Origin of the sequence: Flavobacterium limnophilum, assembly GCF_027111315.2 — a bacterium.
Taxonomy (GTDB): domain Bacteria; phylum Bacteroidota; class Bacteroidia; order Flavobacteriales; family Flavobacteriaceae; genus Flavobacterium; species Flavobacterium limnophilum.
Map to the genome: position 1 here is coordinate 3,553,501 of NZ_CP114289.2, position 21,753 is coordinate 3,575,253.

The 21,753-nt window shown below is 37.2% G+C and carries 22 protein-coding genes; 21 read left to right on the forward strand and 1 reads right to left on the reverse strand.

Annotation, left to right across the window (positions count from 1 at the left end):
- The first annotated feature begins 74 nt into the window (after positions 1–74).
- Positions 75–1,304: a TMEM143 family protein gene (locus tag OZP13_RS14720; RefSeq protein WP_281297655.1), complete on the forward strand. Its 1,230-nt coding sequence runs from the start codon at positions 75–77 to the stop codon at positions 1,302–1,304.
- Between the two features lie 245 nt (positions 1,305–1,549).
- Here OZP13_RS14720 and OZP13_RS14725 read toward each other — a convergent pair whose 3' ends face one another.
- Entirely contained in the window at positions 1,550–2,551 is a 1,002-nt protein-coding gene (locus tag OZP13_RS14725) for a TlpA family protein disulfide reductase (protein WP_281297656.1), read from the reverse strand.
- A gap of 160 nt (positions 2,552–2,711) precedes the next feature.
- On the opposite strand from OZP13_RS14725, the gene aspS reads away from it, so the two are divergent.
- The 20 genes from aspS (at position 2,712) to OZP13_RS14825 (ending at position 21,641) form a co-directional block, all read left to right on the forward strand.
- Positions 2,712–4,463, forward strand: a complete 1,752-nt coding sequence (gene aspS, locus OZP13_RS14730) for an aspartate--tRNA ligase (RefSeq protein WP_281297657.1) — start codon at positions 2,712–2,714, stop codon at positions 4,461–4,463.
- A gap of 125 nt (positions 4,464–4,588) precedes the next feature.
- Positions 4,589–4,783 (forward strand): cold-shock protein, encoded by a 195-nt coding sequence (locus OZP13_RS14735; RefSeq protein WP_007137066.1) that lies wholly within the window; start codon positions 4,589–4,591, stop codon positions 4,781–4,783.
- Positions 4,784–5,026: 243 nt separating this feature from the next.
- Positions 5,027–5,392: an NADH-quinone oxidoreductase subunit A gene (locus OZP13_RS14740; RefSeq protein ID WP_281297658.1), complete on the forward strand. Its 366-nt coding sequence runs from the start codon at positions 5,027–5,029 to the stop codon at positions 5,390–5,392.
- A 122-nt stretch (positions 5,393–5,514) separates the two neighbouring features.
- Entirely contained in the window at positions 5,515–6,063 is a 549-nt protein-coding gene (locus OZP13_RS14745) for an NADH-quinone oxidoreductase subunit B (RefSeq protein WP_281297659.1), read from the forward strand.
- A gap of 3 nt (positions 6,064–6,066) precedes the next feature.
- Positions 6,067–6,588 carry an NADH-quinone oxidoreductase subunit C gene (locus tag OZP13_RS14750; protein ID WP_281297660.1) on the forward strand — a complete coding sequence of 174 codons (522 nt, stop codon included), beginning with the start codon at positions 6,067–6,069 and terminating at the stop codon, positions 6,586–6,588.
- 31 nt (positions 6,589–6,619) lie between these two features.
- On the forward strand, positions 6,620–7,858 hold the full coding sequence (locus OZP13_RS14755) for an NADH-quinone oxidoreductase subunit D (protein ID WP_281297661.1): 1,239 nt from the start codon (positions 6,620–6,622) through the stop codon (positions 7,856–7,858).
- A gap of 87 nt (positions 7,859–7,945) precedes the next feature.
- Positions 7,946–8,476, forward strand: coding sequence for a complex I 24 kDa subunit family protein (locus tag OZP13_RS14760; RefSeq protein WP_281297662.1), 531 nt, complete (start codon positions 7,946–7,948; stop codon positions 8,474–8,476).
- A 1-nt stretch (position 8,477) separates the two neighbouring features.
- Positions 8,478–9,845 carry an NADH-quinone oxidoreductase subunit NuoF gene (gene nuoF / locus OZP13_RS14765; RefSeq protein WP_281297663.1) on the forward strand — a complete coding sequence of 456 codons (1,368 nt, stop codon included), beginning with the start codon at positions 8,478–8,480 and terminating at the stop codon, positions 9,843–9,845.
- Positions 9,846–9,862: 17 nt separating this feature from the next.
- Positions 9,863–10,912 carry an NADH-quinone oxidoreductase subunit G gene (locus OZP13_RS14770; RefSeq protein WP_281297664.1) on the forward strand — a complete coding sequence of 350 codons (1,050 nt, stop codon included), beginning with the start codon at positions 9,863–9,865 and terminating at the stop codon, positions 10,910–10,912.
- Complete coding sequence (nuoH, locus tag OZP13_RS14775; protein WP_281297665.1) at positions 10,905–11,957, forward strand: NADH-quinone oxidoreductase subunit NuoH; 1,053 nt, start codon at positions 10,905–10,907, stop codon at positions 11,955–11,957. The genes OZP13_RS14770 and nuoH overlap by 8 nt, the downstream gene beginning before the upstream one ends.
- A 98-nt stretch (positions 11,958–12,055) precedes the next feature.
- A complete protein-coding gene (locus OZP13_RS14780) occupies positions 12,056–12,577 on the forward strand; it encodes an ORF6N domain-containing protein (RefSeq protein ID WP_269240884.1) in 522 nt (173 codons plus the stop codon).
- A 93-nt stretch (positions 12,578–12,670) separates the two neighbouring features.
- Positions 12,671–13,216 (forward strand): NuoI/complex I 23 kDa subunit family protein, encoded by a 546-nt coding sequence (locus OZP13_RS14785; protein WP_281297666.1) that lies wholly within the window; start codon positions 12,671–12,673, stop codon positions 13,214–13,216.
- On the forward strand, positions 13,217–13,756 hold the full coding sequence (locus tag OZP13_RS14790) for an NADH-quinone oxidoreductase subunit J family protein (RefSeq protein ID WP_269240885.1): 540 nt from the start codon (positions 13,217–13,219) through the stop codon (positions 13,754–13,756).
- Between the two features lies 1 nt (position 13,757).
- On the forward strand, positions 13,758–14,078 hold the full coding sequence (gene nuoK / locus OZP13_RS14795) for an NADH-quinone oxidoreductase subunit NuoK (protein WP_281297667.1): 321 nt from the start codon (positions 13,758–13,760) through the stop codon (positions 14,076–14,078).
- A 6-nt stretch (positions 14,079–14,084) separates the two neighbouring features.
- Complete coding sequence (nuoL, locus tag OZP13_RS14800) at positions 14,085–15,962, forward strand: NADH-quinone oxidoreductase subunit L (protein ID WP_281297668.1); 1,878 nt, start codon at positions 14,085–14,087, stop codon at positions 15,960–15,962.
- A 10-nt stretch (positions 15,963–15,972) separates the two neighbouring features.
- Positions 15,973–17,415: a complex I subunit 4 family protein gene (locus tag OZP13_RS14805; protein ID WP_269240888.1), complete on the forward strand. Its 1,443-nt coding sequence runs from the start codon at positions 15,973–15,975 to the stop codon at positions 17,413–17,415.
- A gap of 12 nt (positions 17,416–17,427) precedes the next feature.
- Positions 17,428–18,798, forward strand: a complete 1,371-nt coding sequence (locus OZP13_RS14810) for an NADH-quinone oxidoreductase subunit N (RefSeq protein ID WP_281297669.1) — start codon at positions 17,428–17,430, stop codon at positions 18,796–18,798.
- Between the two features lie 77 nt (positions 18,799–18,875).
- Entirely contained in the window at positions 18,876–20,309 is a 1,434-nt protein-coding gene (locus OZP13_RS14815) for an MBOAT family O-acyltransferase (protein WP_281297670.1), read from the forward strand.
- Entirely contained in the window at positions 20,309–21,187 is an 879-nt protein-coding gene (locus OZP13_RS14820) for a hypothetical protein (protein WP_281297671.1), read from the forward strand. Before OZP13_RS14815 ends, OZP13_RS14820 begins: the two co-directional genes overlap by 1 nt.
- Before the next feature lie 10 nt (positions 21,188–21,197).
- Entirely contained in the window at positions 21,198–21,641 is a 444-nt protein-coding gene (locus OZP13_RS14825; RefSeq protein WP_281297672.1) for a YqhG/Tai3 family protein, read from the forward strand.
- Positions 21,642–21,753 lie beyond the last annotated feature (112 nt).

A 21,753-nucleotide genomic window follows, 5' to 3' on the forward strand; every position in this document is an offset into this window, starting at 1 on the left:
AAAAATTATAGTACCTTGCCTTTGATTGATTCATTAAAGAACAATTCACTAAAATTAAAGAAACAGAACTCCATATGAAACGAGAACATTATATTCCATTTGACAAGGAATTCTTGCTCGAACAACAATTAGCATTTTTCTCGGAAGACCAGAAGAAAGTCGAAGATTTCAAAAAGCTATTCGATATCACCGAACATTATTTTCACTATGAATCCTTTAATCTTATCCGTAATTTAAAACAAAATTATGCGGTATTTAACCCTGATTTAAGTCCAGAAGAACGAGAAGAATTTGTTGGCAAAAGTGATTTTTCAAAATTAAAAAAAACGCTTCTCCAAGTTCTTGAACGAGCAAATTACACTCGAGTTAATCAAGAAACTTTGGACAAAGCTTTAAAAGATTCGGATTTGATAGGTTTAAATCTTACCATAGATTTCAAGGCTATCAAAGATTATGAGTTGTATGCTCGAGGGCATCACAAAACGAAAGAAAAAGTAAGCCACTTTATTTTTTGGAAGAAAGAAATAGAGGTAGAATACTATGACCGCGTAATGATTTTTCTGAATTATCAAGATACCCATTATTTCAAAGAAAAGAAAGTTGATTTAGACAAACTGCTCATTGACCCGGGATGCATCGTGTTGAAAGTCTTTAAACGCGTTCCCAAAAACGATCTTGAAACCATATTCCCGAATGCTGTTCCCAAGATGTCGACAACAGACAAACTATTGTTTTGGGTACCGGGAATTGGAGGAGGCATTTCATTACTTAGCACTAAAGTAATTCCTGCATTGATTTTAATGTCTGCGGCATACAAATCGGGTGAGTCAATCGACTTGTTAAATAGTAAAACCTCGCTGAATCAAGGTTTAATTGCGCTAGGAATATTGGCAGCTTACTTATTTCGCCAATACAGCAACTTCGTGAACAAGAAGATAAAATATTCCAAAATGCTTTCGGATAGTCTTTATTTTAAAAATCTGGGGAATAATAACGGAGCCTTTTATTCTTTGTTAAACTCTTCGGAAGAAGAAGCAATTAAGGAAACCATATTGGCTTATGCCTTTTTAAACAGAAGCAAGATTCCATTGACAGCAGAGGAACTCGATTCTCAAATTGAATCTTGGTTCTCAACAAAGTTAAATACGGATCTTGATTTCCATGTAAAAAATGCATTGTTGAAATTAAAAAACATTGGCCTTGCCATAGAAACGAATGGCAAATGGGAAGTAATTTCGTTGGACAAGGCTCTCATTAGAATAGATGAAGTATGGGATGCGGTTTTTGAATATAACCAAAAGTAGATTTTTAATGTTTCTTGTGCCTACAATTATGAGTCACAAAAATCAAAATCGGCTGTTGCAAAAACTTGCGACAGCCGATTTCTTTATAGGACGCTATATTAACAATTTAATATCCAGAATTAGCAGTTTATTTTCTAAACTTTTGATCTATTTTCTGTAATCGAGAGCGTCTTTGTTGTACTGTAAATGTAAAAAATTAATTTTAAATCGAAAAATATTTTCACCGAAATTTGACAACATTTTACTTAATTCAACAGTTTATCCAACTCTTCTTTCAATTGCGGCGACGATGGTCTTGAAGCATTTCCTTTCACTACTTTTCCGTTTGGATCAATCAAAATAAATCTCGGAATACTGATCACGCCATAACTGGTCATAAAATCGGAATTCCAGTTTTTGTCGGCAAACAATTGAACGCCGCCCAACTGCTTTTCGCTGACAAAATTTTTCCATTTATCGTGGTCTTTGTCAACGTCAATAGAAATACTCACAAAGACAATGTTCTTGTCATGATACATTTCTTCCGTTTTTTTCAAAAAAGGAATTTCCGCGCGACACGGGCCACACCAAGTAGCCCAAACATCGATATACACATATTTTCCTTTAAAATCTTCCAATTTTGTTTTTCCTCCTTTATGATTTTCATAATCAAATGAAGGAGACATTGTGTTATTGAGTTTATTGGCGCTTTGGGTCTTTTTATAATAATCTGTAAGACTTTGCAAGGTATTTTCCATATTGGCTTTTTCGACCGCAATAAAATTCACGTTTAGTTTGTTATTCTCCAATAATTTTAGATCCAGTTCCCGTTTCTTGTTTTTAAAATTTTCAAAAGCAGCTCCGTCCAATGCCGTAAAATCCGTTTTGTAATATTGCTCGTCCTGGAGAATTCTTTTTGCCAACACATTGTTTTCCAATGCACCTATTCCAGAATAAACAATAGATTCATCAAATTGTTTGGCATCCATTTTTAATTTAATGGAATAGCCATTCCTAAGATACAATTCTGTAGATTCCACGCCATCGTTCATTCGATACTTTCCTTCTTTTATCTTCAAAGTATCCTTGAAAATTCCTTTTTTGTTTAATTCAATCTTTTTCAGTAATTGGCCGTTTAATGTGGTAATGTTTATAAAATCATTGTTCCTGTTGGCAATTTCAGCCTGAAATGTCACGTAATTTATCATTTGTCCAAAACTGGCGTTGGAACAAACAAATACTATGGCAATTAAAAATATTTTTTTCATGAAGCGTAAATTTTGAATTTTGTTATTCAAATCTACTTTATTTTTTTGAAGGGAAATAAAGATTAACAATTATTTACGTCATTATTTACAACGAAGTTTTCCCGTTTTAGGGATTAAGTTGTTTTTTGTTTTTACTTTTGCAGTCTAAAAAATATTCTCAATGTATAGAAGTCATAATTGTGGCGAACTGAACGCCTCACACATCAATACCGAAGTAACGCTTGCCGGATGGGTTCAAAAATCAAGAGACAAAGGATTTATGAATTGGGTCGATTTGCGCGACCGTTACGGAGTTACCCAGTTAATTTTCGACGAAAGTCGTACCGATAAAACCGTTTTCGAATTGGCCAAAACTCTGGGTCGCGAGTTCGTGATCCAAGCCAAAGGAACCGTTATAGAACGTGAAGCCAAAAATCCGAACATGGCAACCGGTGATATCGAAATCTTGGTTACCGAAATGACTATATTGAATGCAGCCCTTACTCCACCTTTCACTATTGAAGATGAAACCGACGGTGGCGAAGACATCAGAATGAAATACCGTTACTTGGATATTCGTAGAAATCCAGTAAAAAACAGCTTGCTTTTCCGTCATAAAGTAGCAATGGAAGTGCGTAAATACCTTTCGGATTTGGATTTCTGCGAAGTGGAAACACCTTATTTAATCAAATCAACTCCGGAAGGTGCAAGAGACTTTGTTGTTCCTTCAAGAATGAACGAAGGACAGTTTTATGCTTTGCCACAATCGCCACAAACCTTCAAACAATTGTTGATGGTAGGCGGAATGGACAAATATTTCCAAATCGTGAAATGTTTCCGTGACGAAGATTTGCGTGCCGACCGTCAACCTGAATTCACGCAAATCGATTGCGAAATGGCCTTTGTGGAACAAGAAGACATCTTGAATGTTTTCGAAGGATTGACAAGACATTTACTAAAAGAAATCAAAGGAATTGAAGTGGACAAATTTCCCCGCATCACTTACGATTATGCGATGAAAACATACGGAAACGACAAACCGGACATTCGTTTCGGAATGGAATTTGGCGAGTTGAACGAATTTGCACAGCACAAAGAATTTCCGGTTTTCAACGCTGCAGAATTAGTGGTGGGAATTGCAGTTCCTGGAGCAGGAAATTATACCCGTAAAGAAATTGATGGTTTGATAGATTGGATGAAACGCCCACAAATTGGCGCCAGCGGAATGGTTTACGTGAAATGCAACGAAGACGGAACATTCAAATCATCGGTTGACAAGTTTTATGACCAAGACGATTTAGTGAATTGGGCAAAAACTACCGGTGCCAAAGCCGGCGACATGATTTTCGTGCTTTCAGGTCCAGCCGACAAAACCAGAACCCAACTTTCTGCCTTGAGAATGGAATTGGCCACTCGCTTGGGATTGAGAAACCCGGCGGAATTCGCCCCGCTTTGGGTTGTAGATTTCCCGTTATTGGAATTGGACGAAGAAAGCGGTCGTTATCACGCGATGCACCATCCATTTACGTCTCCAAAACCGGAAGACATGAAATTATTGGAAACCGAACCCGGAAAAGTCCGAGCCAACGCCTACGACATGGTTTTGAATGGAAACGAAATTGGCGGTGGTTCTATTCGTATTCACGACAAAGCGACCCAGCAATTGATGTTTAAATACCTAGGTTTCACGCCGGAACAAGCCAAAGAGCAATTCGGCTTCTTGATGGATGCCTTTCAATTTGGCGCACCGCCACACGGAGGTCTGGCTTTTGGATTGGACAGATTGGTTGCCATCCTTGGCGGACAAGAAACCATTCGCGATTTTATTGCGTTTCCAAAGAACAATTCTGGCAGGGACGTCATGATTGACGCACCTTCGGCAATTGATGAAACACAATTAAATGAATTACACATTAAACTCGATTTATTGTAGTTTGTCGATAAAATTTGCCAGAAAACGTTGAATATCAAATATTTTAATAAAATATTCCATAATATATCTTTCGTATTATATTAAATATTACATTTGCGTCATTATAAATTATTATTACTATTACAATGCGTACAGGTACAGTTAAATTTTTCAATGAATCAAAAGGTTACGGATTCATTACAGACGAAGAAACAGGAAAAGACATTTTTGTTCATGCATCAGGAATCAACGCAGAAGAATTGCGTGAAGGTGACAGAGTTAGCTATGAAGAAGAAGAAGGAAGAAAAGGAAAAGTTGCTGCGAAAGTAGCAGTTATCTAAGCATAAAAAATTTATTTTTTTTGCCTACGAATGTGTAAAGCGTTCCGATCTATTCGGGACGCTTTTTTTGTTTTTAATACCAAAATGTCTTTTATACAAAAAAATGAAAACGTTTTCGCAGAAAAACACACCAGAATTTACAACAAATTTGTTTATATAGCAACTAATTTTCGCTTTATACTTGTGTTTTAAATACTCGAAACCTATCTTTGTACCCTTATTTAGACTAAACCAATTTTCATTATGCAATCGAATCAATTAGACTATTTTCCAATACTAATGCAGGCACTCTTGGCCATAGGATTTGTCGCAGGCACAATCATGATTTCAGGTAAATTAGGCCCTAAAAGATCCTCTACAATCAAGGATGAAAATTTCGAATGCGGAGTTGAATCTCTAGGAAATGCCCGAATTCCTTTCTCGGTAAAATACTTTCTGGTTGCCATTCTTTTTGTGTTATTTGACGTCGAGGTGATTTTTCTTTATCCTTGGGCAATCAATTTTAAAGACTTGGGAATAGAAGGATTGATTAAAATGGTAATCTTCATGCTTTTATTGTTGGTGGGATTTTTCTACATCATCAAAAAGAAAGCATTGGAATGGGAATAAAAACAATTATGATTTGAGAATTACGATTTACGATTTCTCGAATTAATTAATGATTTAAACCGATAAAGTTTTTTAATAATTATAAAAATCCAATATCGTATATCCAAAAATCTAATATAGAAATGAGTGATTCAAATATAAAAATGGTTGCCCCTCCAGAAGGCGTTTCAGGCGAAGGTTATTTTGCCACCTCGCTCAATGAAGTCGTGGGGTTGGCTCGCGCCAATTCACTTTGGCCATTGCCTTTTGCAACTTCTTGTTGCGGAATTGAATTTATGGCAACTATGGCCTCGCATTATGATTTGGCACGTTTTGGATCTGAACGCGTGAGTTTTTCTCCACGTCAAGCCGATATGTTGCTGGTTATGGGAACCATTTCTAAAAAAATGGGACCTATTTTACGCCAAGTTTACGAACAAATGGCAGAACCTCGTTGGGTAATCGCTGTTGGAGCTTGTGCTTCGTCTGGTGGTGTTTTCGACACCTATTCTGTTTTGCAAGGAATAGACAAAGTAATTCCGGTTGATGTTTATGTTCCAGGCTGTCCGCCAAGACCAGAACAAATCGTGGATGGCGTGATGAGATTGCAAGAATTGGTAAAAAGCGAATCTGTAAGAAGAAGAAGCTCTCCAGAATACCAAGAATTATTAGCCTCTTATAACATAAAATAAGAAATGAGTTTAGAAACAACATATATTGAAGATAAATTGGTGGAAACATTTGGCGAAAGCGTGTTCCGTTTTAATCAAGAAAAAGACATCTTTTCATTTGAAGTGGCAGCCGACAAAATCACTGCAGTTGTTCTTTTTTTGAAAAATGATCCCTCTTTACGTTTTCATTTCCTGACCGATTTATGCGGTGTTCATTATCCGGATAACGTGCTGGAACGACAATTTTCCGTTGTTTATCACATGCACAATTGGTACGAAAACAAACGCATCAAAATAAAAGCTTTTATCAGTGGTTCAACACCAGAAATAAAAACTTTGACAACCATCTTTCCAAGTGCCAATTGGATGGAAAGAGAGACTTATGATTTTTACGGCATCGATTTTATTGGTCATCCACAGTTGAAACGAATCTTGAACATGGATGAAATGGTTTCTTTTCCAATGCGAAAAGAATTTCCGTTGGAAGACGGCGGAAGAACAGACAAGGACGACCGATTCTTCGGAAGAACACCATCAAACAAATAGTTAAAAAATATAATTTTTTCACATTCCATAAATGTCAGAACTATTATTACCACCAGAGCATCGCTATGCTGAAATTATAAAAAACAAGCTGAACGAAGACGGAAGCGAACTTTCGATTCTGAATTTAGGCCCTACGCATCCAGCCACACATGGTATTTTCCAAAATGTCTTGCTGATGGATGGAGAAAAAATCCTTGAAGCGGAACCTACAGTCGGCTACATTCACAGGGCTTTCGAAAAAATTGCCGAAAACCGTCCTTTTTACCAAATCACGCCACTTACAGACCGAATGAACTATTGTTCGTCGCCTATCAATAATATGGGATGGTGGATGACTTTGGAAAAATTATTGGATATTGAAGTTCCCAAAAGAGTTCAATATTTAAGAGTTATCGTGATGGAATTGGCCAGAATTACAGACCACTTAATTTGTAATTCAATCCTTGGTGTAGATACGGGTGCTTATACTGGTTTCTTGTACGTTTTTCAATTTAGAGAGAAAGTTTACGAAATCTACGAAGAAATTTGTGGAGCTCGTTTGACTACCAATATGGGAAGAATAGGCGGTTTCGAAAGAGATTGGTCTCCAAAAGCCTTTGAATTACTGGAAGTATTTTTGAAAGATTTCCCGGTTGCTTGGAAAGAATTCGAAAACTTGTTCGAAAGAAACAGAATTTTTATAGACAGAACTGTAAATGTTGGCCCAATATCTGCCGAAATGGCGATGGCTTACGGATTTACAGGTCCAAATTTACGTGCTGCCGGAGTTGATTATGACGTTCGTGTGGCACATCCTTATTCCTCTTACGAAGATTTCGATTTCATAGTTCCTGTTGGAAAATCTGGCGATACTTACGACCGTTTTTGTGTTCGTAATGCCGAAGTTTGGGAAAGTTTGAGCATCATTCGTCAAGCATTGGACAAAATGCCGGAAGGAAATGTTTTCCATGCCGATGTTCCCGAATATTATTTACCTCCAAAAGAAGATGTTTACACTGATATGGAATCCTTGATTTACCATTTCAAGATTGTAATGGGAGAAATTCCTGTTCCAGTTGCCGAAATCTATCACGCTGTTGAAGGCGGAAACGGAGAATTAGGATTTTACTTGGTAACCGACGGAAGTAGAACTCCTTACAGGCTGCACTTCCGCAGACCTTGTTTTATTTATTACCAAGCTTATCCCGAAATGATAAAAGGCGCAATGCTTTCAGATGCGATTGTTATTTTGTCAAGTTTAAATGTTATTGCCGGAGAATTAGACGCATAGAGATTTCAGATTGAAGAATAACAATTTTTGATTTCAGATTTAAAAAAAACTTTGTGACTTTGCGCCTTTGTGGCAAAAATTATAAAAATGGAAAGAACACATTACAAACAAGAAATAAACATGACCGAAGCATTGATGAACCGCATCAATGAATTAATCAGTCATTACCCGGAAGGAAAGCAAAAATCAGCATTATTGCCCGTTTTGCACGAAGTTCAAGATGCTCACGACAACTGGTTGAGTTTTGAATTGATGAACAAAGTGGCCGAAATTCTTCAAATCAAACCGATTGAGGTTTATGAAGTGGTTTCTTTTTACACGATGTTCAACCAACGACCTATTGGAAAATATATGTTCGAATTTTGTCAAACTTCACCTTGTTGTTTGAATGGAGTTGAAGATTTAATGGATTATACCTGTGAAAAATTAGGTGTTAAAGTAGGCGAAACTACTGCTGATGGACTTTTTGAAGTTAGAGGAGTGGAATGTTTGGGTGCTTGTGGTTATGCTCCAATGATGCAATTGGGTGATTTTTACAAAGAACACTTGACCAAAGAAAAAGTAGATCAGATTATTGCTGATTGTAGAGATAATAAAATCACGTTACACGATAAATAATATGTCACAAAAAATATTATTAGACAAAGTAAATATTCCAGGGATTAAGACCTACGAAGTCTATCGTCAAAACGGTGGTTATGCTTCTGTGGAAAAAGCCTTGAAAACATTGACTCCTGATGAAGTTGTTGAAGAAGTAAAAACTTCTGGATTAAGAGGTCGTGGTGGTGCAGGTTTTCCGGCAGGAATGAAATGGAGTTTTATTGACAAAAAATCAGGAAAACCAAGACACTTAGTTTGCAACGCCGATGAATCGGAACCGGGAACTTTCAAAGACCGTTATTTGATGGAATTTATTCCGCATTTATTGATTGAAGGAATGATCACTTCCAGTTATGCTTTGGGCGCCAACCTATCCTACATTTATATTCGTGGAGAATATATGTGGATTTATAAAATATTGGAAAGAGCGATTGCCGAAGCAAAAGCTGCGGGTTGGTTAGGGAAAAATATATTAGGTTCAGGATACGATTTAGAACTTTATGTTCAAATTGGCGGCGGAGCTTACATCTGTGGAGAAGAAACCGCATTAATTGAATCATTGGAAGGTAAAAGAGGAAATCCTCGTATCAAGCCACCTTTCCCGGCAGTATCGGGACTTTGGGCAAATCCAACGGTGGTGAATAATGTCGAAACAATTGCAGCAGTGCCTTGGATTGTGAACAATTCAGGTGCCGATTATGCGAAAATCGGTATCGGAAGATCTACTGGAACAAAATTAATTTCAGCTTCAGGTCACATTAAAAACCCTGGTGTTTATGAAATCGAATTGGGATTAAGTGTTTATGAATTCATGAATTCCGATGAATATTTGGGCGGAATGAGTTCTGACAGACCTTTGAAAGCTTTTGTTCCCGGAGGATCATCCGTTCCTGTTTTACCAGCGCATTTAATTTACAAAACAGCCAATGGAGACGACCGACTAATGTCTTACGAAAGTTTGAGCGACGGTGGTTTTGCAACAGGTTCTATGTTAGGTTCAGGAGGATTTATTGTTTACAACGACACTTCTTGCATCGTTCGAAATACTTGGAATTTTTCTCGTTTTTACCATCACGAATCTTGCGGACAATGTTCGCCTTGCCGTGAAGGAACCGGTTGGATGGAAAAAGTATTGCACAGAATTGAAAACGGTCACGGTCGTGAAGAAGACATCGATTTGCTTTTGAGCATTCAAAGCAAAATTGAAGGAAACACGATTTGTCCACTAGGTGATGCAGCAGCTTGGCCAGTGGCAGCAGCGATTCGTCACTTTAGAGAAGAATTTGAATACCATATCCGTTTCCCGGAAAAAATAAAAAACAGAGACCATTTTGTTGCAGAGCCTTTTGAAAGTGTAAAGCATTTAGTTTCTAAATTAACAGTATAAAGACAAGATTTACTACAATGAAAGTAACCATAGACGGTCAAGCGATTGAGGTAGAGCCAGGAACAACTATCCTGCAAGCAGCCAGAATGATTGGAGGAGAAGTAGTTCCACCAGCCATGTGCTACCATTCTAAACTAAAAGGAAGCGGTGGAAAATGTCGTGCTTGCTTGGTTGAAGTAGCCAAAGGAAGTGAAGCCGACCCAAGACCAATGCCAAAATTAATGGCCTCTTGTGTAACGGGTTGCCAAGATGGAATGGAAGTGAACAGCAAATCTTCACCAAGAGTGCAAGAAACAAGAAAAGCCGTTACGGAATTCTTGTTGATTAATCACCCTTTGGATTGTCCGGTATGTGACCAAGCTGGAGAATGCGATTTGCAGAATTTAAGTTTCGAACACGGAAAATCAGAAAGTCGTTATATCGAAGAAAAAAGAACTTTCGAACCAGAAGATATTGGCCCAAATATTCAATTGCACATGAACCGTTGCATTCTTTGCTACCGATGTGTGATGGTTGCTGACCAAATCACAGACAACCGCGTTCACGGAGTGATGGACAGGGGAGATCATTCGAATATTTCGACATGTATTTCACACGCCATCGACAATGAATTTTCAGGAAACATGATTGACGTTTGTCCAGTTGGAGCTTTGACCGACAAGACATTCCGATTTAAATCAAGAGTTTGGTTCAACAAACCTTATGACGCTCATAGAGATTGTCCTACTTGTTCCGGAAAAACCACGGTTTGGATGTTTGGCGACGAAATCCAAAGAGTTACCGGCAGAAAAGACGAATTCCACGAAGTGGACGAATTCATTTGCAACAGCTGTCGTTTTGACCATAAAGACGTCAATGACTGGGTTATTGAAGGCCCAAGAGCCTTTGAAAAAGATTCTGTCATCAATCAAAACAAGCATTTCGGAAAATTAGAAAAAGTGGTGATTGAAACCGAAGAGACTATTCTTTTAGGAAGAGAGCAAGACAGAAAAAAAATAAGTATGGCCGAGATTGATTACAACGAAAAAATAGATGGCGAACCAGTAAATTCTAAAAAAAATGGATAGTACATTTATTATAGAAAAAAGTGTTGTAATCCTTGTGGTGTTTGCCTTTACGATGATAATGGCAATGTATTCCACTTGGGCTGAAAGAAAAGTGGCCGCATTTCTTCAAGACAGGGTTGGCCCTAATCGTGCTGGATGGGGAGGATTGTTTCAACCGCTTGCCGATGGATTAAAATTATTTTCAAAAGAAGAATTTACACCCAATACTCCCAATAAATTTTTGTTTGTTGTAGGCCCAGGAATTGCCATGGCCACAGCTTTGATGACCAGCGCCGTTATTCCTTGGGGCGATAGATTCCATCTTTTTGGAAGAGACATTTTACTGCAAGCTACCGATATCAATGTTGGTATTTTATACGTTTTTGGAATTGTTTCGGTTGGTGTTTACGGAATCATGATTGGTGGATGGGCTTCCAACAATAAATTCTCGTTGATGGGTGCCATTCGTGCCGCCTCTCAAATGGTTTCTTATGAAGTAGCCATGGGATTATCGATTATTGCATTAACAATGATGACCGGTACATTGAGTTTAAAAGAAATCTCGGCTCAGCAATCTGGAATGAACTGGAATGTTTTTTACCAGCCTTTATCCTTTTTAATATTCTTGATTTGTGCTTTTGCTGAAACCAATAGAACTCCTTTTGACTTGGCGGAATGCGAAACCGAATTAATTGGTGGTTACCATACCGAATATTCATCCATGAAAATGGGTTTCTATTTATTTGCCGAATATGCCAACATGTTTATTTCGTCAACCATTTTGGCAGTATTGTTCTTCGGAGGATATAATTATCCAGGAATGAGCTGGGCAATCGAAAATTGGGGTGTGAACATTGCCAATGTTTTAGGAATTACAGCCTTGTTTATCAAATTATGTGGATTTATATTCTTTTACATGTGGGTTCGCTGGACTATTCCAAGATTTAGATACGATCAATTGATGCATTTGGGGTGGAGAATATTGATTCCATTGTCAATTTTCAATATCATGATTACTGGAATTGTGATTTTAAGAACAGAAATAGCAGCATATTTAGGATTTTAATTACCGTAATTAACTGGACACAAGTAGATTAAATGTTTTTATATAAATAAAAACTAAAGGTATCGCAAAATGCGATACCTTATAAACAAAATCATTATATGGACGGCATTATCATCCCAAATGAAATAATTGAAAATAAAATTTATTTGATAAGGAATACAAAAGTAATGCTAGACAGAGACTTAGCAATTCTTTTTGATGTAAAACCGTATAGATTAAGAGAACAAGTATCTAGAAATCTGGATAAATTCCCTGAACATTTTATGTTCAGATTAAATGAAGTTGAAACACAAATTATGATATCGCAAAATGCGATACCCTCTAAACAAGCTTTGGGAGGTTCGTTGCCGTATGTCTTCACAGAACACGGAATTTTACAATTATCAAATGTTGTAAAAAGCGAGAAAGCAACTCAAATTAGTATAAAAATTATTGAGATTTTTGTCAATATGAGAGAATTTCTATCCAATAATTTGAGTTCAAAAATTGATATTGAAGAAATCAAAAGAAGATTAGATAACAACGACAAGAATGTAGAATTACTCTTTAGTTATCTGGATGAAATGATGGATAAAAACGAAAATAAAATTGAAAGAATTAAAATAGGTTATAAAAAATAATTAGCACCGAAATGCCCTACCCCGAAAGGTATAAATCTAGATTTTTTTTCGGGAGAAACGAACACTAGGATTAAGCTTCAAAAAAAAATAAAAATGTCAATACAAGAAATATCACTTTCCGGAAGAAAAAAGGTGGTCTCCAACAAGGAGATGACTTTTCTCGAACGAATGTATCTAATAGCCATTTTCAAAGGCTTATGGATTACCATCAAGCATTTATTCAGAAAAAAAGCCACTATTCAATATCCCGAACAAACACGTGAAAGAAGTGCTGTTTATCGTGGTCAACACATGTTGAAACGAGACGAACAAGGTCGCGAAAACTGTACAGCTTGCGGGTTATGTGCTTTGTCATGTCCTGCAGAAGCCATCACGATGAAGGCCGCAGAGCGTAAAGCCGACGAAAAACATTTGTATCGCGAAGAGAAATATGCCGAGATATACGAAATCAACATGTTGCGTTGCATCTTTTGTGGATTGTGCGAGGAAGCCTGCCCGAAAGACGCCATCTATTTGACGATTTCCAAAGAATTGGTTCCAGCAAGTTACGATAGGGAAGATTTTATTTTTGGTAAAGATAAATTGGTAATGCCTTTGGACGTTGCAATAAAAAATACTCAACTTAAAAACGCCTACTAAATGATACACATTCCCAATATAGCAAATGCAACCGCAATTCAAATCTTGTTTTGCGTACTCTCTGTTATCACATTGGCTTCTGCATTTATGACGATTTACAGTAGAAAACCAATGCACAGCGCCATCTATTTATTGATATGCTTCACTTCGATAACTGGACATTATTTGATATTAAATGCCCAATTTTTGGCGATGGTAAACTTGATTGTTTACATAGGAGCCATCATGATCTTGATCGTCTTCACGATAATGTTGATGAATCTCAACAAAGAAAACGAAGTGTATAAGCCCAGAATTACACGTTTAGGAGCTATTGTTACCTTCTGTTTGATGTGTCTGGTTTTGATAGCCATTTTCATCAACTCGAAACCAATTGTTGGGGAATACACCACAACCGGCGAAGATTACCAATCCATAAAAGTATTGGGCAAAGTGCTGTTGAACGAGTATATGGTGCCTTTCGAATTTGCTTCCATATTGCTTTTGGTGGCGATGATTGGAGCGGTTTTATTGTCTAAAAAAGAAAAAACAAAGAAATAATATGAGCAATATTTTGAATCAAGTTGGTATCGAAAATTATATATTTCTGAGCGTAATACTTTTTTGTATTGGCGTTTTTGGAGTGTTGTACAGACGAAATGCCATCATCGTGTTTATGTCAATTGAAATCATGTTGAATGCGGTCAATCTTTTGTTCGTGGCTTTTTCAACCTATCATCAAGATGCGCAAGGACAGGTTTTCGTGTTTTTCTCCATGGCTGTTGCTGCTGCAGAAGTGGCGGTAGGATTGGCTATTTTAGTTTCAATATTCAGGAATATGGACACAATTGATGTTGGGAATTTAAAAAATTTAAAAGGATAATCTTCAATGGATACAAATTTAGTTTTAGTCTTACTGTTAGCTCCTTTTTTAGGATTTTTATTTAATGTTTTCCTGGGCAAAAAAGCAGGCAAAAGCATCGTAGGAATTGTGGGAACACTTTCTGTTGCAGTTTCTTTTGCGATAACTTTATACTTGTTCGGAAATGCAACTCAAGAACCTGTTGTCATTAATTTATTCGATTGGATTTCTATAGAAAGATTCGACGTGAGTTTTGGTTTTCTCATTGACCAATTGTCATTGATTTGGTTGTTGTTCGTAACAGGAATCGGTTCGCTGATTCACTTGTACTCTATCAGTTATATGCACGATGACGAAAAAATGCATTCGTTTTTTGCTTACTTAAACCTGTTTATTTTCTTTATGATTACGTTGGTTATTGGAAGCAACTTGCTGATGATGTTCATTGGTTGGGAAGGCGTTGGTCTTTGCTCCTATTTGTTGATTGGATTTTGGTACAAAAACCAAGACTTTAATGATGCTGCCAAAAAAGCTTTCATTATGAATAGAATTGGAGATTTAGGGTTTCTAATCGGGATTTTTCTATTATTATCATATTGTGGTTCGCTTGAGTATGGACAAATGAATGCAATGTTACAATTTGGATCAGCAGTTAGAACTCCAATATTAGTTCCTATTGCTGCATTTTGCTTATTCATAGGTGCTTGTGGAAAATCAGCTCAAATCCCATTATATACTTGGTTACCTGATGCGATGGCGGGACCAACGCCTGTTTCGGCATTGATTCACGCTGCAACAATGGTTACTGCAGGTATCTTTATGATAACTAGAATGAATTTCCTGTTTGATATGGCTCCAAGCATTCAAAATATAATTGCCATTGTTGGTGCAGTTACCGCTTTGGTTGCCGCCACGATTGCCTTGGTTCAAAATGACATCAAGAAAGTATTGGCCTATTCTACAGTTTCTCAATTGGGATTAATGTTTTTGGCTTTAGGATTGGGTGCTTATGAAGTGGCCGTTTTCCACGTAATCACGCACGCTTTCTTCAAAGCTTGTTTGTTCTTGGGTTCCGGTTCGGTAATTCACGGTTTGCACGGTGAACAAGATATGCGCAAAATGGGTGGTTTGAAAAAAGCAATGCCTATCACTTTCATAACAATGTTGATAGCTTCATTGGCAATCTCTGGTATATTCCCGTTGGCTGGATTTTGGTCGAAAGACGAAATCTTGATGACAGCTTTTCACGAAAACAAAGCCTTATGGGTAATTGGTTCAATAGCTTCGATAATGACGGCTTTCTATATGTTTAGATTGATTTATTTGACCTTCTTCAATTCTTTTAGAGGAACCGAAGAACAAAAACATCATTTACACGAAAGTCCAGGTTTGATCACTTTGCCATTAATCGTATTGGCGATTTTGTCATTCTTTGGTGGAATCATCAGTTTGCCAGGACACAGTTGGTTGAACGAATATTTGTCTCCATTATTTTCGAAAGTGTCTCACGAAGCACACACCTTGGGATCTACCGAATATATGCTGATGGCGATTGCCACAATTGGTGCCATTATCGGAATTGGGATTGCCTACAAAAAATACTTGAAAGACAATACCATTCCAAGTGAAGATGCTGAAATAACAGGTGTTTCAAAAGTTTTATACAACAAATATTATGTTGACGAGGCTTACGATGCTATTTTCGTAAAACCGATAAATGTACTTTCCAGTTTCTTCAGGGATGCTGTGGAAACCACATTGTCGGCACTGGTTTTTGGATTAGGAAAAGTGACCAACGAAATCGCTTTGCAAGGAAAAAAAGTACACAACGGCAGTGTTGGTCTGTACCTTTTCGCTTTTGTTTTAGGCGTTATTGCCATAATAACTTATTTATTTTTACAATAATTTTTACATAATGGATGTAACTACACTATTAATTATTCTTCTTGTTGGCGCATTGGCTACTTATTTTTCGGGCGATAAATGGGCTCCAAAAGTAGCCTTGCTTTTTGGATTGGCCGCTTTTGCAGGTTCCATTTGTTTGCTGAGCCAATACAATTTAGGAAACGAAATAAATTATGCAACCCTTTGGATAGCGCAACCAAAAATCTATTTTGCTTTACAGGCAGATGGACTTGCCTTGGCGATGCTTTTGCTGACAACCGCTTTGACACCAATCATCATCTTTTCCTCTTTTGGGAATACCTATAAAAATTCGAAAGCATTCTATGCATTAATCTTGTTTATGACCTTTGCGATGGCAGGAACCTTCCTTGCCTCCGACGGACTTTTATATTATATTTTCTGGGAATTATCCTTGATTCCTATTTACTTCATCGCCTTGATTTGGGGTAATGGCGATGCCGAAGAACGCAAAAAAGCAGTGGTTAAATTCTTTATTTACACACTTGCTGGTTCCTTGTTTATGCTGGTTGCCTTTATTTATTTGCACCAAAAAGCAGGAAGTTTTTTAATCAGCGATTTGACTCAACTTGAATTATCGTCAACAGAACAATTCTGGATATTCTTGGCTTTCTTCTTGGCGTATGCCATCAAGATTCCATTGATTCCATTTCATACTTGGCAGGCAGAAGTGTACCAAAAAGCGCCAACCGTTGGAACAATGTTGCTTTCCGGAATTATGTTGAAAATGGGATTGTATAGCGTTATTCGTTGGCAATTGCCTATCGCTCCATTGGCGGCAAAAGAATTTATGTACGTATTTATTGGACTTGGAATTGCAGGCGTAATTTATGGTTCAATAGTAGCATTGAGACAAAAAGATTTGAAAAAATTATTGGCTTATTCTTCTTTGGCTCACGTCGGATTAATAGCAGCTGGTGCTTATACCTTAACGCTTGATGGATTGCGTGGTGCAGTTTTACAAATGATAGCACACGGATTTGTCGTTGTCGGTTTATTCTTTGTGGCTGAAATCATTTTCAGAAGATACGAAACTAAAGCTATTTCAGAAATGGGCGGTATTCGCGCTCAATCGCCAAAATTCACTTCTATGTTTATGATCTTGGTTTTGGCTTCCGTTGCCTTGCCTTCGACATTCAACTTTGTGGGAGAATTTACGGTTTTGTATAGTCTTTCTCAAGTAAATATTTGGTTTGCCATTTTGGGTGGAACAACCATAATTTTGGGTGCTTATTATATGTTGAAAATGTTTCAACACGTGATGTTGGGCGAAACCAACACCAAATTATTTGCAGACGTAACTTTCAACGAAGGTTTGACCTTGGTAATCATCATCGTTGTTTTGTTCTTCTTTGGATTGTATCCAAAACCAATTATCGACTTGATTACGCCAAGTCTACAAAATATTTTAACTCAAGTAAACAGATTTAACTAAGTCAAATAAAAAATGAATACATTAATAGCTATAACGGGATTAGGTGTTTTATGCCTTTTATTTGAAATTTTAAATTTTAGAAAAGCCATCATTCCAATAACAATCATTGGATTATTGGCAGTCCTTGGATTAACCTTTGCAGAATACAATGCTCCAGCGAGTTACTACAACAACATGATTGTGGTGAGCAAATTCTCGGCTTCATTTTCGGCATTGTTTATTGTTCTAACCATTTTCTTGGTCGCGATGGCCCACGATTTCTACGAAGATCATCAAACAAAAATTTCCGATTTCATTGCCATCAAAATATTTATGTTGGCTGGAGCGGTTGCCATGGTTTCTTTCGGGAACTTGGCGATGTTCTTTCTTGGAATTGAAATCTTGTCCATTTCTCTTTATATTCTTGCCGCGAGCAACAGATTGAACGTGAAAAGCAACGAAGCCGGAATGAAATACTTCCTGATGGGTTCTTTTGCCTCGGGAATTATATTATTTGGAATTTGCTTGATTTACGGTGCCATGGGAACTTTTGATATTGCAGAAATTAATGATTGGTCACGCTCCGCCGAATTGCCTATTTGGTTCCCGATAGGAATTTCATTGGTTACCATTGGTATGCTTTTCAAAATTGCTGCCGTTCCTTTTCACTTTTGGGCACCGGACGTTTATGAAGGTTCACCAGCTTTAGTGACAGCAACAATGAGCACTTTGGTAAAAGTGGTTGCCGTGGCAACGCTATACAAATTATTGACTGCCATGAATGCCGACCTTTCGAATGCATTTATCAATATCATCATCATAGTATCGATCGCTTCGATGACCGTTGGAAATATAATGGCGTTGAAACAAACCAATGTGAAGCGTATGTTGGCATTCTCCGGGATTTCTCACGCCGGTTTCATGTTGATGGCTTTGTTGAGCATCAGCACATCGGCAGGGAGTTTATTGTATTATGCGTCGGCTTATTCTTTAACGGGAATTGCTGCATTTGCCGTGATTTTATATGTGTGTAAAAACAAGGACAACGAAGATATTACCAACTTTAACGGATTGGGGAAAAACAATCCATTGATGGCAGCAGTTCTTACGGCTTCTTTGCTTTCGATGGCCGGAATTCCAATCTTTGCCGGATTTTTTGCCAAAATGGTTTTGTTTAGCCAAACCATCCAAGCAGGTTATTTGGTGGTTGTAATTGCAGCAGTTATCAACTCCATCATCAGTGTGGGTTACTATTTCAAATTGATTTTGGCAATGTACAACAAAGAGCCAAATGAAGCAGTCGCAAAAACGCCTTTTGTGTTTTATGCGGTAGGTATTGTTGCCATTCTTTTGAATATCGTTTTGGGGTTGTTCCCTTCTGTGGTATTGGATTTGTTGGGATAATTTTAAATAGAAAATAAATTATAAAAAACCATCAAGAGCAATTTTGATGGTTTTTGTTTTCATTATACAACTAAAATATGTTTTTTAACTCACTGACCTTTGCTGTTTTCCTGCCGATAGTTTTCTTGCTCTATTGGTTTGTTTTTAGTAAAACCAAAACTGTACAAAATGCATTTTTAGTTGTGGTGAGTTATTATTTCTATTCCTGTTGGGATTGGCGTTTCTTGTTTTTATTGCTTTTTTCAACCCTTCTGTGCTATTTGACGGGAATCCAAATAGAAAAAAGTATTGCAGAACGGGAACGTAAATTTTGGTTTTGGTTGAGCATCATTTTCAACCTTGGTTTCTTGGCCATTTTCAAATACTACAACTTTTTTGCCTTTTCCTTTTCGGAAGCTTTAAATAATATTGGCATCCATTCGAGTCCGCTTTTGCTTGACGTGATTCTTCCGGTTGGAATTTCTTTCTATACTTTTCACGGCTTGTCCTATGTGATTGACATTTATTACAAAAGAATACAGTCCGAAAAAGACGTTATTGACTATGCGCTTTTCGTGAGTTATTTTCCGCTTTTGGTGGCTGGTCCTATCGAAAGAGCCACGCATTTATTACCACAAGTAAAACTAAAAAGAAGCTTCGATTTCCAAAAAGCCAAAGAAGGCGTTTACCAAATTATTTGGGGATTGGTCAAAAAAGTGGTCATTGCCGATACTTGCGCCACTTATGCCAACGCCATTTTTGACAATTATACTTCGATGAATTCTTTGTCCTTGATTTTGGGCGCGGTCTATTTTGCATTCCAAATTTATGGCGACTTTTCAGGTTATTCAGATATGGCTTTGGGGATGTCTAAATTGTTTGGATTAGACTTGTTGCGCAATTTCAATTATCCTTATTTCTCCAGGGACATTGCCGAGTTTTGGCGTCGTTGGCACATTTCGTTGTCGTCTTGGTTTCGGGATTATTTGTACATTCCTCTTGGCGGAAGTCGTGGAAGCAAACTCAAACAAGTGCGCAACGTATTCATCATATTTGTGGTGAGCGGTTTTTGGCACGGAGCCAATTGGACTTTCTTGGCTTGGGGATTCATCAATGCCCTGTATTTTTTGCCTTCATTGCTGTTGGGAACCAACCGAACCAATATGGAAACGGCCGAATTGCATTGGGATTTCAACTCCATAAAAGTGTTCTTCAGCATTCTCGCCACTTTTGCATTGTCATGCTTGGCTTGGATATTTTTCAGGGCAAATACCATCCATATTGCTTTTGATTACATTGGTAAAATTTTCAATAACGGAACTTTCGAATCACAATTCCTGCAAAACCAGCGTTACAGTTACGAATTGCTTTTATTGGTACTAGCTTTTGTTTTGGTGGAATGGAACAGCCGATATAAAATAGAACCCATTTCAGGTAAATACAGCTGGCTAAAAATGGCTTTGTGCCTCTTGGCGATTATCGCTTTGGGAACGTATGCGGATTATAAAGAATTTATATATTTTCAATTCTAATGAAGAAATTTACAACATTAGTTGCCAAAATTCTACTCACGATTCTGGTGCTTTTAGTAGTGCTGGACTGGGCTTACACGACCGTTTATCTGCATTCTTCCAATCGTGGAAAAGTGGAAAAGGTTTTCAATTCCAAAGCCGGAAATTACGATATCGTGATTTTGGGTTCATCGAGAGCCAACAATCATTTTGTACCCGAACTATTTGAAAAGAAAGGATTGAAAACCTTCAATTATGGAATGAGCGGCGCGCATTTATTCGAAGCATCGCTAATGTTGAAATTGATGGCAGAACGCCACTATAAAATCAAAACCGTGATTCTGGAAGCTGATTTGGGTCTTTGCAACGAAAAAGAATCCGATGCCATCGCTGCAAAATTCCTGCCCTACATTCATCATTCCGAAGTAATCAAGAATCATTTTTCTAGTCAGGAGAACTTTAATGAATTGTATTATATTCCTTTTTACCGTTACGTAGATTTTGACGCGCTTATTGGTTTTCGGGAAATGTACCAAACGGCAACGGACAAGCCAACCAATATTTTGGACAATCAGGGATATCATCCTTTGGGTCACAAACCCGGAAATATGAAGAATGACATCAGGGCTTTGAAACCCATTCGCAATAAATATTACGAGGAAATCAAACAAATTTGCAAGCAGAATAATTACAATCTAATTGCCGTAATGACACCAATGTGTACCAATGTGAAAGGACTGGATTATTTTGTAAAAGCAAACAAAATTTATCCAGAAATTCACAATCTGGAAAACGTGGTGCAAGGCGACCAATATTTTTCTTCCTGCGGACACATGAATGATGCGGGAGCGAGGATGTTTACGACTGTGGTCATAGAAAAGTTTTTTGGGGAGAAATAAATTTATACAAATGAAAACAAAAATTTATATTGCAACGTTCCTATTTGGAATCCTTTTTTCAAGTCCAATTTACACACAAGAAAAACAAAAAGAAAACAATTCTTCAGATAAGGAAATTGTAGAGATGTTAAAAACCTTCTATAAAGAATATGTTACTGAAAATGATAGAATGCCTGTGAACGAAGAAAAAGTTGAATTGATCAAGAAAAAATACTGTACTTCAAAATTATTAAAAAAAATGGGTTTAATAGAGTTCGATTCTGATCCTTTTTTAGATGCACAAGATATTGAACCAACATTATTGAAAACGATTAAATTTACTAAAGACAAAAGCGGTAATACCTATAAAGCAAGTTATCTCACCACTTTTAACAACAAAACTGTTTGTGTAAAATTACAAATCGTAAAAGTTAATAATACTTTTAAAATTGATGACATTATTGGTTTGAAATAGACTCGGATAAAAATATTCCATATTTACAAAATCAGAAAATAAAATTGGCAAACAATATCGAAAACACAAAAACAATCCGTTGGGGCATTTTGGGATGTGGCGATGTGACCGA

What these genes read in the sequence shown, in the direction of transcription:
- nuoK (WP_281297667.1), top strand. Translation starts at nt 13,758, where the DNA reads ATGAGCAATATTTTGAATCAAGTTGGTATCGAAAATTATATATTTCTG.
- OZP13_RS14810 (WP_281297669.1), top strand. Translation starts at nt 17,428, where the DNA reads ATGAATACATTAATAGCTATAACGGGATTAGGTGTTTTATGCCTTTTA.
- OZP13_RS14750 (WP_281297660.1), top strand. Translation starts at nt 6,067, where the DNA reads ATGAGTTTAGAAACAACATATATTGAAGATAAATTGGTGGAAACATTT.
- OZP13_RS14755 (WP_281297661.1), top strand. Translation starts at nt 6,620, where the DNA reads ATGTCAGAACTATTATTACCACCAGAGCATCGCTATGCTGAAATTATA.
- OZP13_RS14815 (WP_281297670.1), top strand. Translation starts at nt 18,876, where the DNA reads ATGTTTTTTAACTCACTGACCTTTGCTGTTTTCCTGCCGATAGTTTTC.
- OZP13_RS14820 (WP_281297671.1), top strand. Translation starts at nt 20,309, where the DNA reads ATGAAGAAATTTACAACATTAGTTGCCAAAATTCTACTCACGATTCTG.
- OZP13_RS14720 (WP_281297655.1), top strand. Translation starts at nt 75, where the DNA reads ATGAAACGAGAACATTATATTCCATTTGACAAGGAATTCTTGCTCGAA.
- OZP13_RS14760 (WP_281297662.1), top strand. Translation starts at nt 7,946, where the DNA reads ATGGAAAGAACACATTACAAACAAGAAATAAACATGACCGAAGCATTG.
- nuoH (WP_281297665.1), top strand. Translation starts at nt 10,905, where the DNA reads ATGGATAGTACATTTATTATAGAAAAAAGTGTTGTAATCCTTGTGGTG.
- nuoL (WP_281297668.1), top strand. Translation starts at nt 14,085, where the DNA reads ATGGATACAAATTTAGTTTTAGTCTTACTGTTAGCTCCTTTTTTAGGA.
- OZP13_RS14805 (WP_269240888.1), top strand. Translation starts at nt 15,973, where the DNA reads ATGGATGTAACTACACTATTAATTATTCTTCTTGTTGGCGCATTGGCT.
- OZP13_RS14735 (WP_007137066.1), top strand. Translation starts at nt 4,589, where the DNA reads ATGCGTACAGGTACAGTTAAATTTTTCAATGAATCAAAAGGTTACGGA.
- OZP13_RS14825 (WP_281297672.1), top strand. Translation starts at nt 21,198, where the DNA reads ATGAAAACAAAAATTTATATTGCAACGTTCCTATTTGGAATCCTTTTT.
- OZP13_RS14780 (WP_269240884.1), top strand. Translation starts at nt 12,056, where the DNA reads ATGGACGGCATTATCATCCCAAATGAAATAATTGAAAATAAAATTTAT.
- nuoF (WP_281297663.1), top strand. Translation starts at nt 8,478, where the DNA reads ATGTCACAAAAAATATTATTAGACAAAGTAAATATTCCAGGGATTAAG.
- OZP13_RS14785 (WP_281297666.1), top strand. Translation starts at nt 12,671, where the DNA reads ATGTCAATACAAGAAATATCACTTTCCGGAAGAAAAAAGGTGGTCTCC.
- OZP13_RS14725 (WP_281297656.1), bottom strand. Translation starts at nt 2,551, where the DNA reads ATGAAAAAAATATTTTTAATTGCCATAGTATTTGTTTGTTCCAACGCC.
- OZP13_RS14740 (WP_281297658.1), top strand. Translation starts at nt 5,027, where the DNA reads ATGCAATCGAATCAATTAGACTATTTTCCAATACTAATGCAGGCACTC.
- OZP13_RS14790 (WP_269240885.1), top strand. Translation starts at nt 13,217, where the DNA reads ATGATACACATTCCCAATATAGCAAATGCAACCGCAATTCAAATCTTG.
- aspS (WP_281297657.1), top strand. Translation starts at nt 2,712, where the DNA reads ATGTATAGAAGTCATAATTGTGGCGAACTGAACGCCTCACACATCAAT.
- OZP13_RS14770 (WP_281297664.1), top strand. Translation starts at nt 9,863, where the DNA reads ATGAAAGTAACCATAGACGGTCAAGCGATTGAGGTAGAGCCAGGAACA.
- OZP13_RS14745 (WP_281297659.1), top strand. Translation starts at nt 5,515, where the DNA reads ATGAGTGATTCAAATATAAAAATGGTTGCCCCTCCAGAAGGCGTTTCA.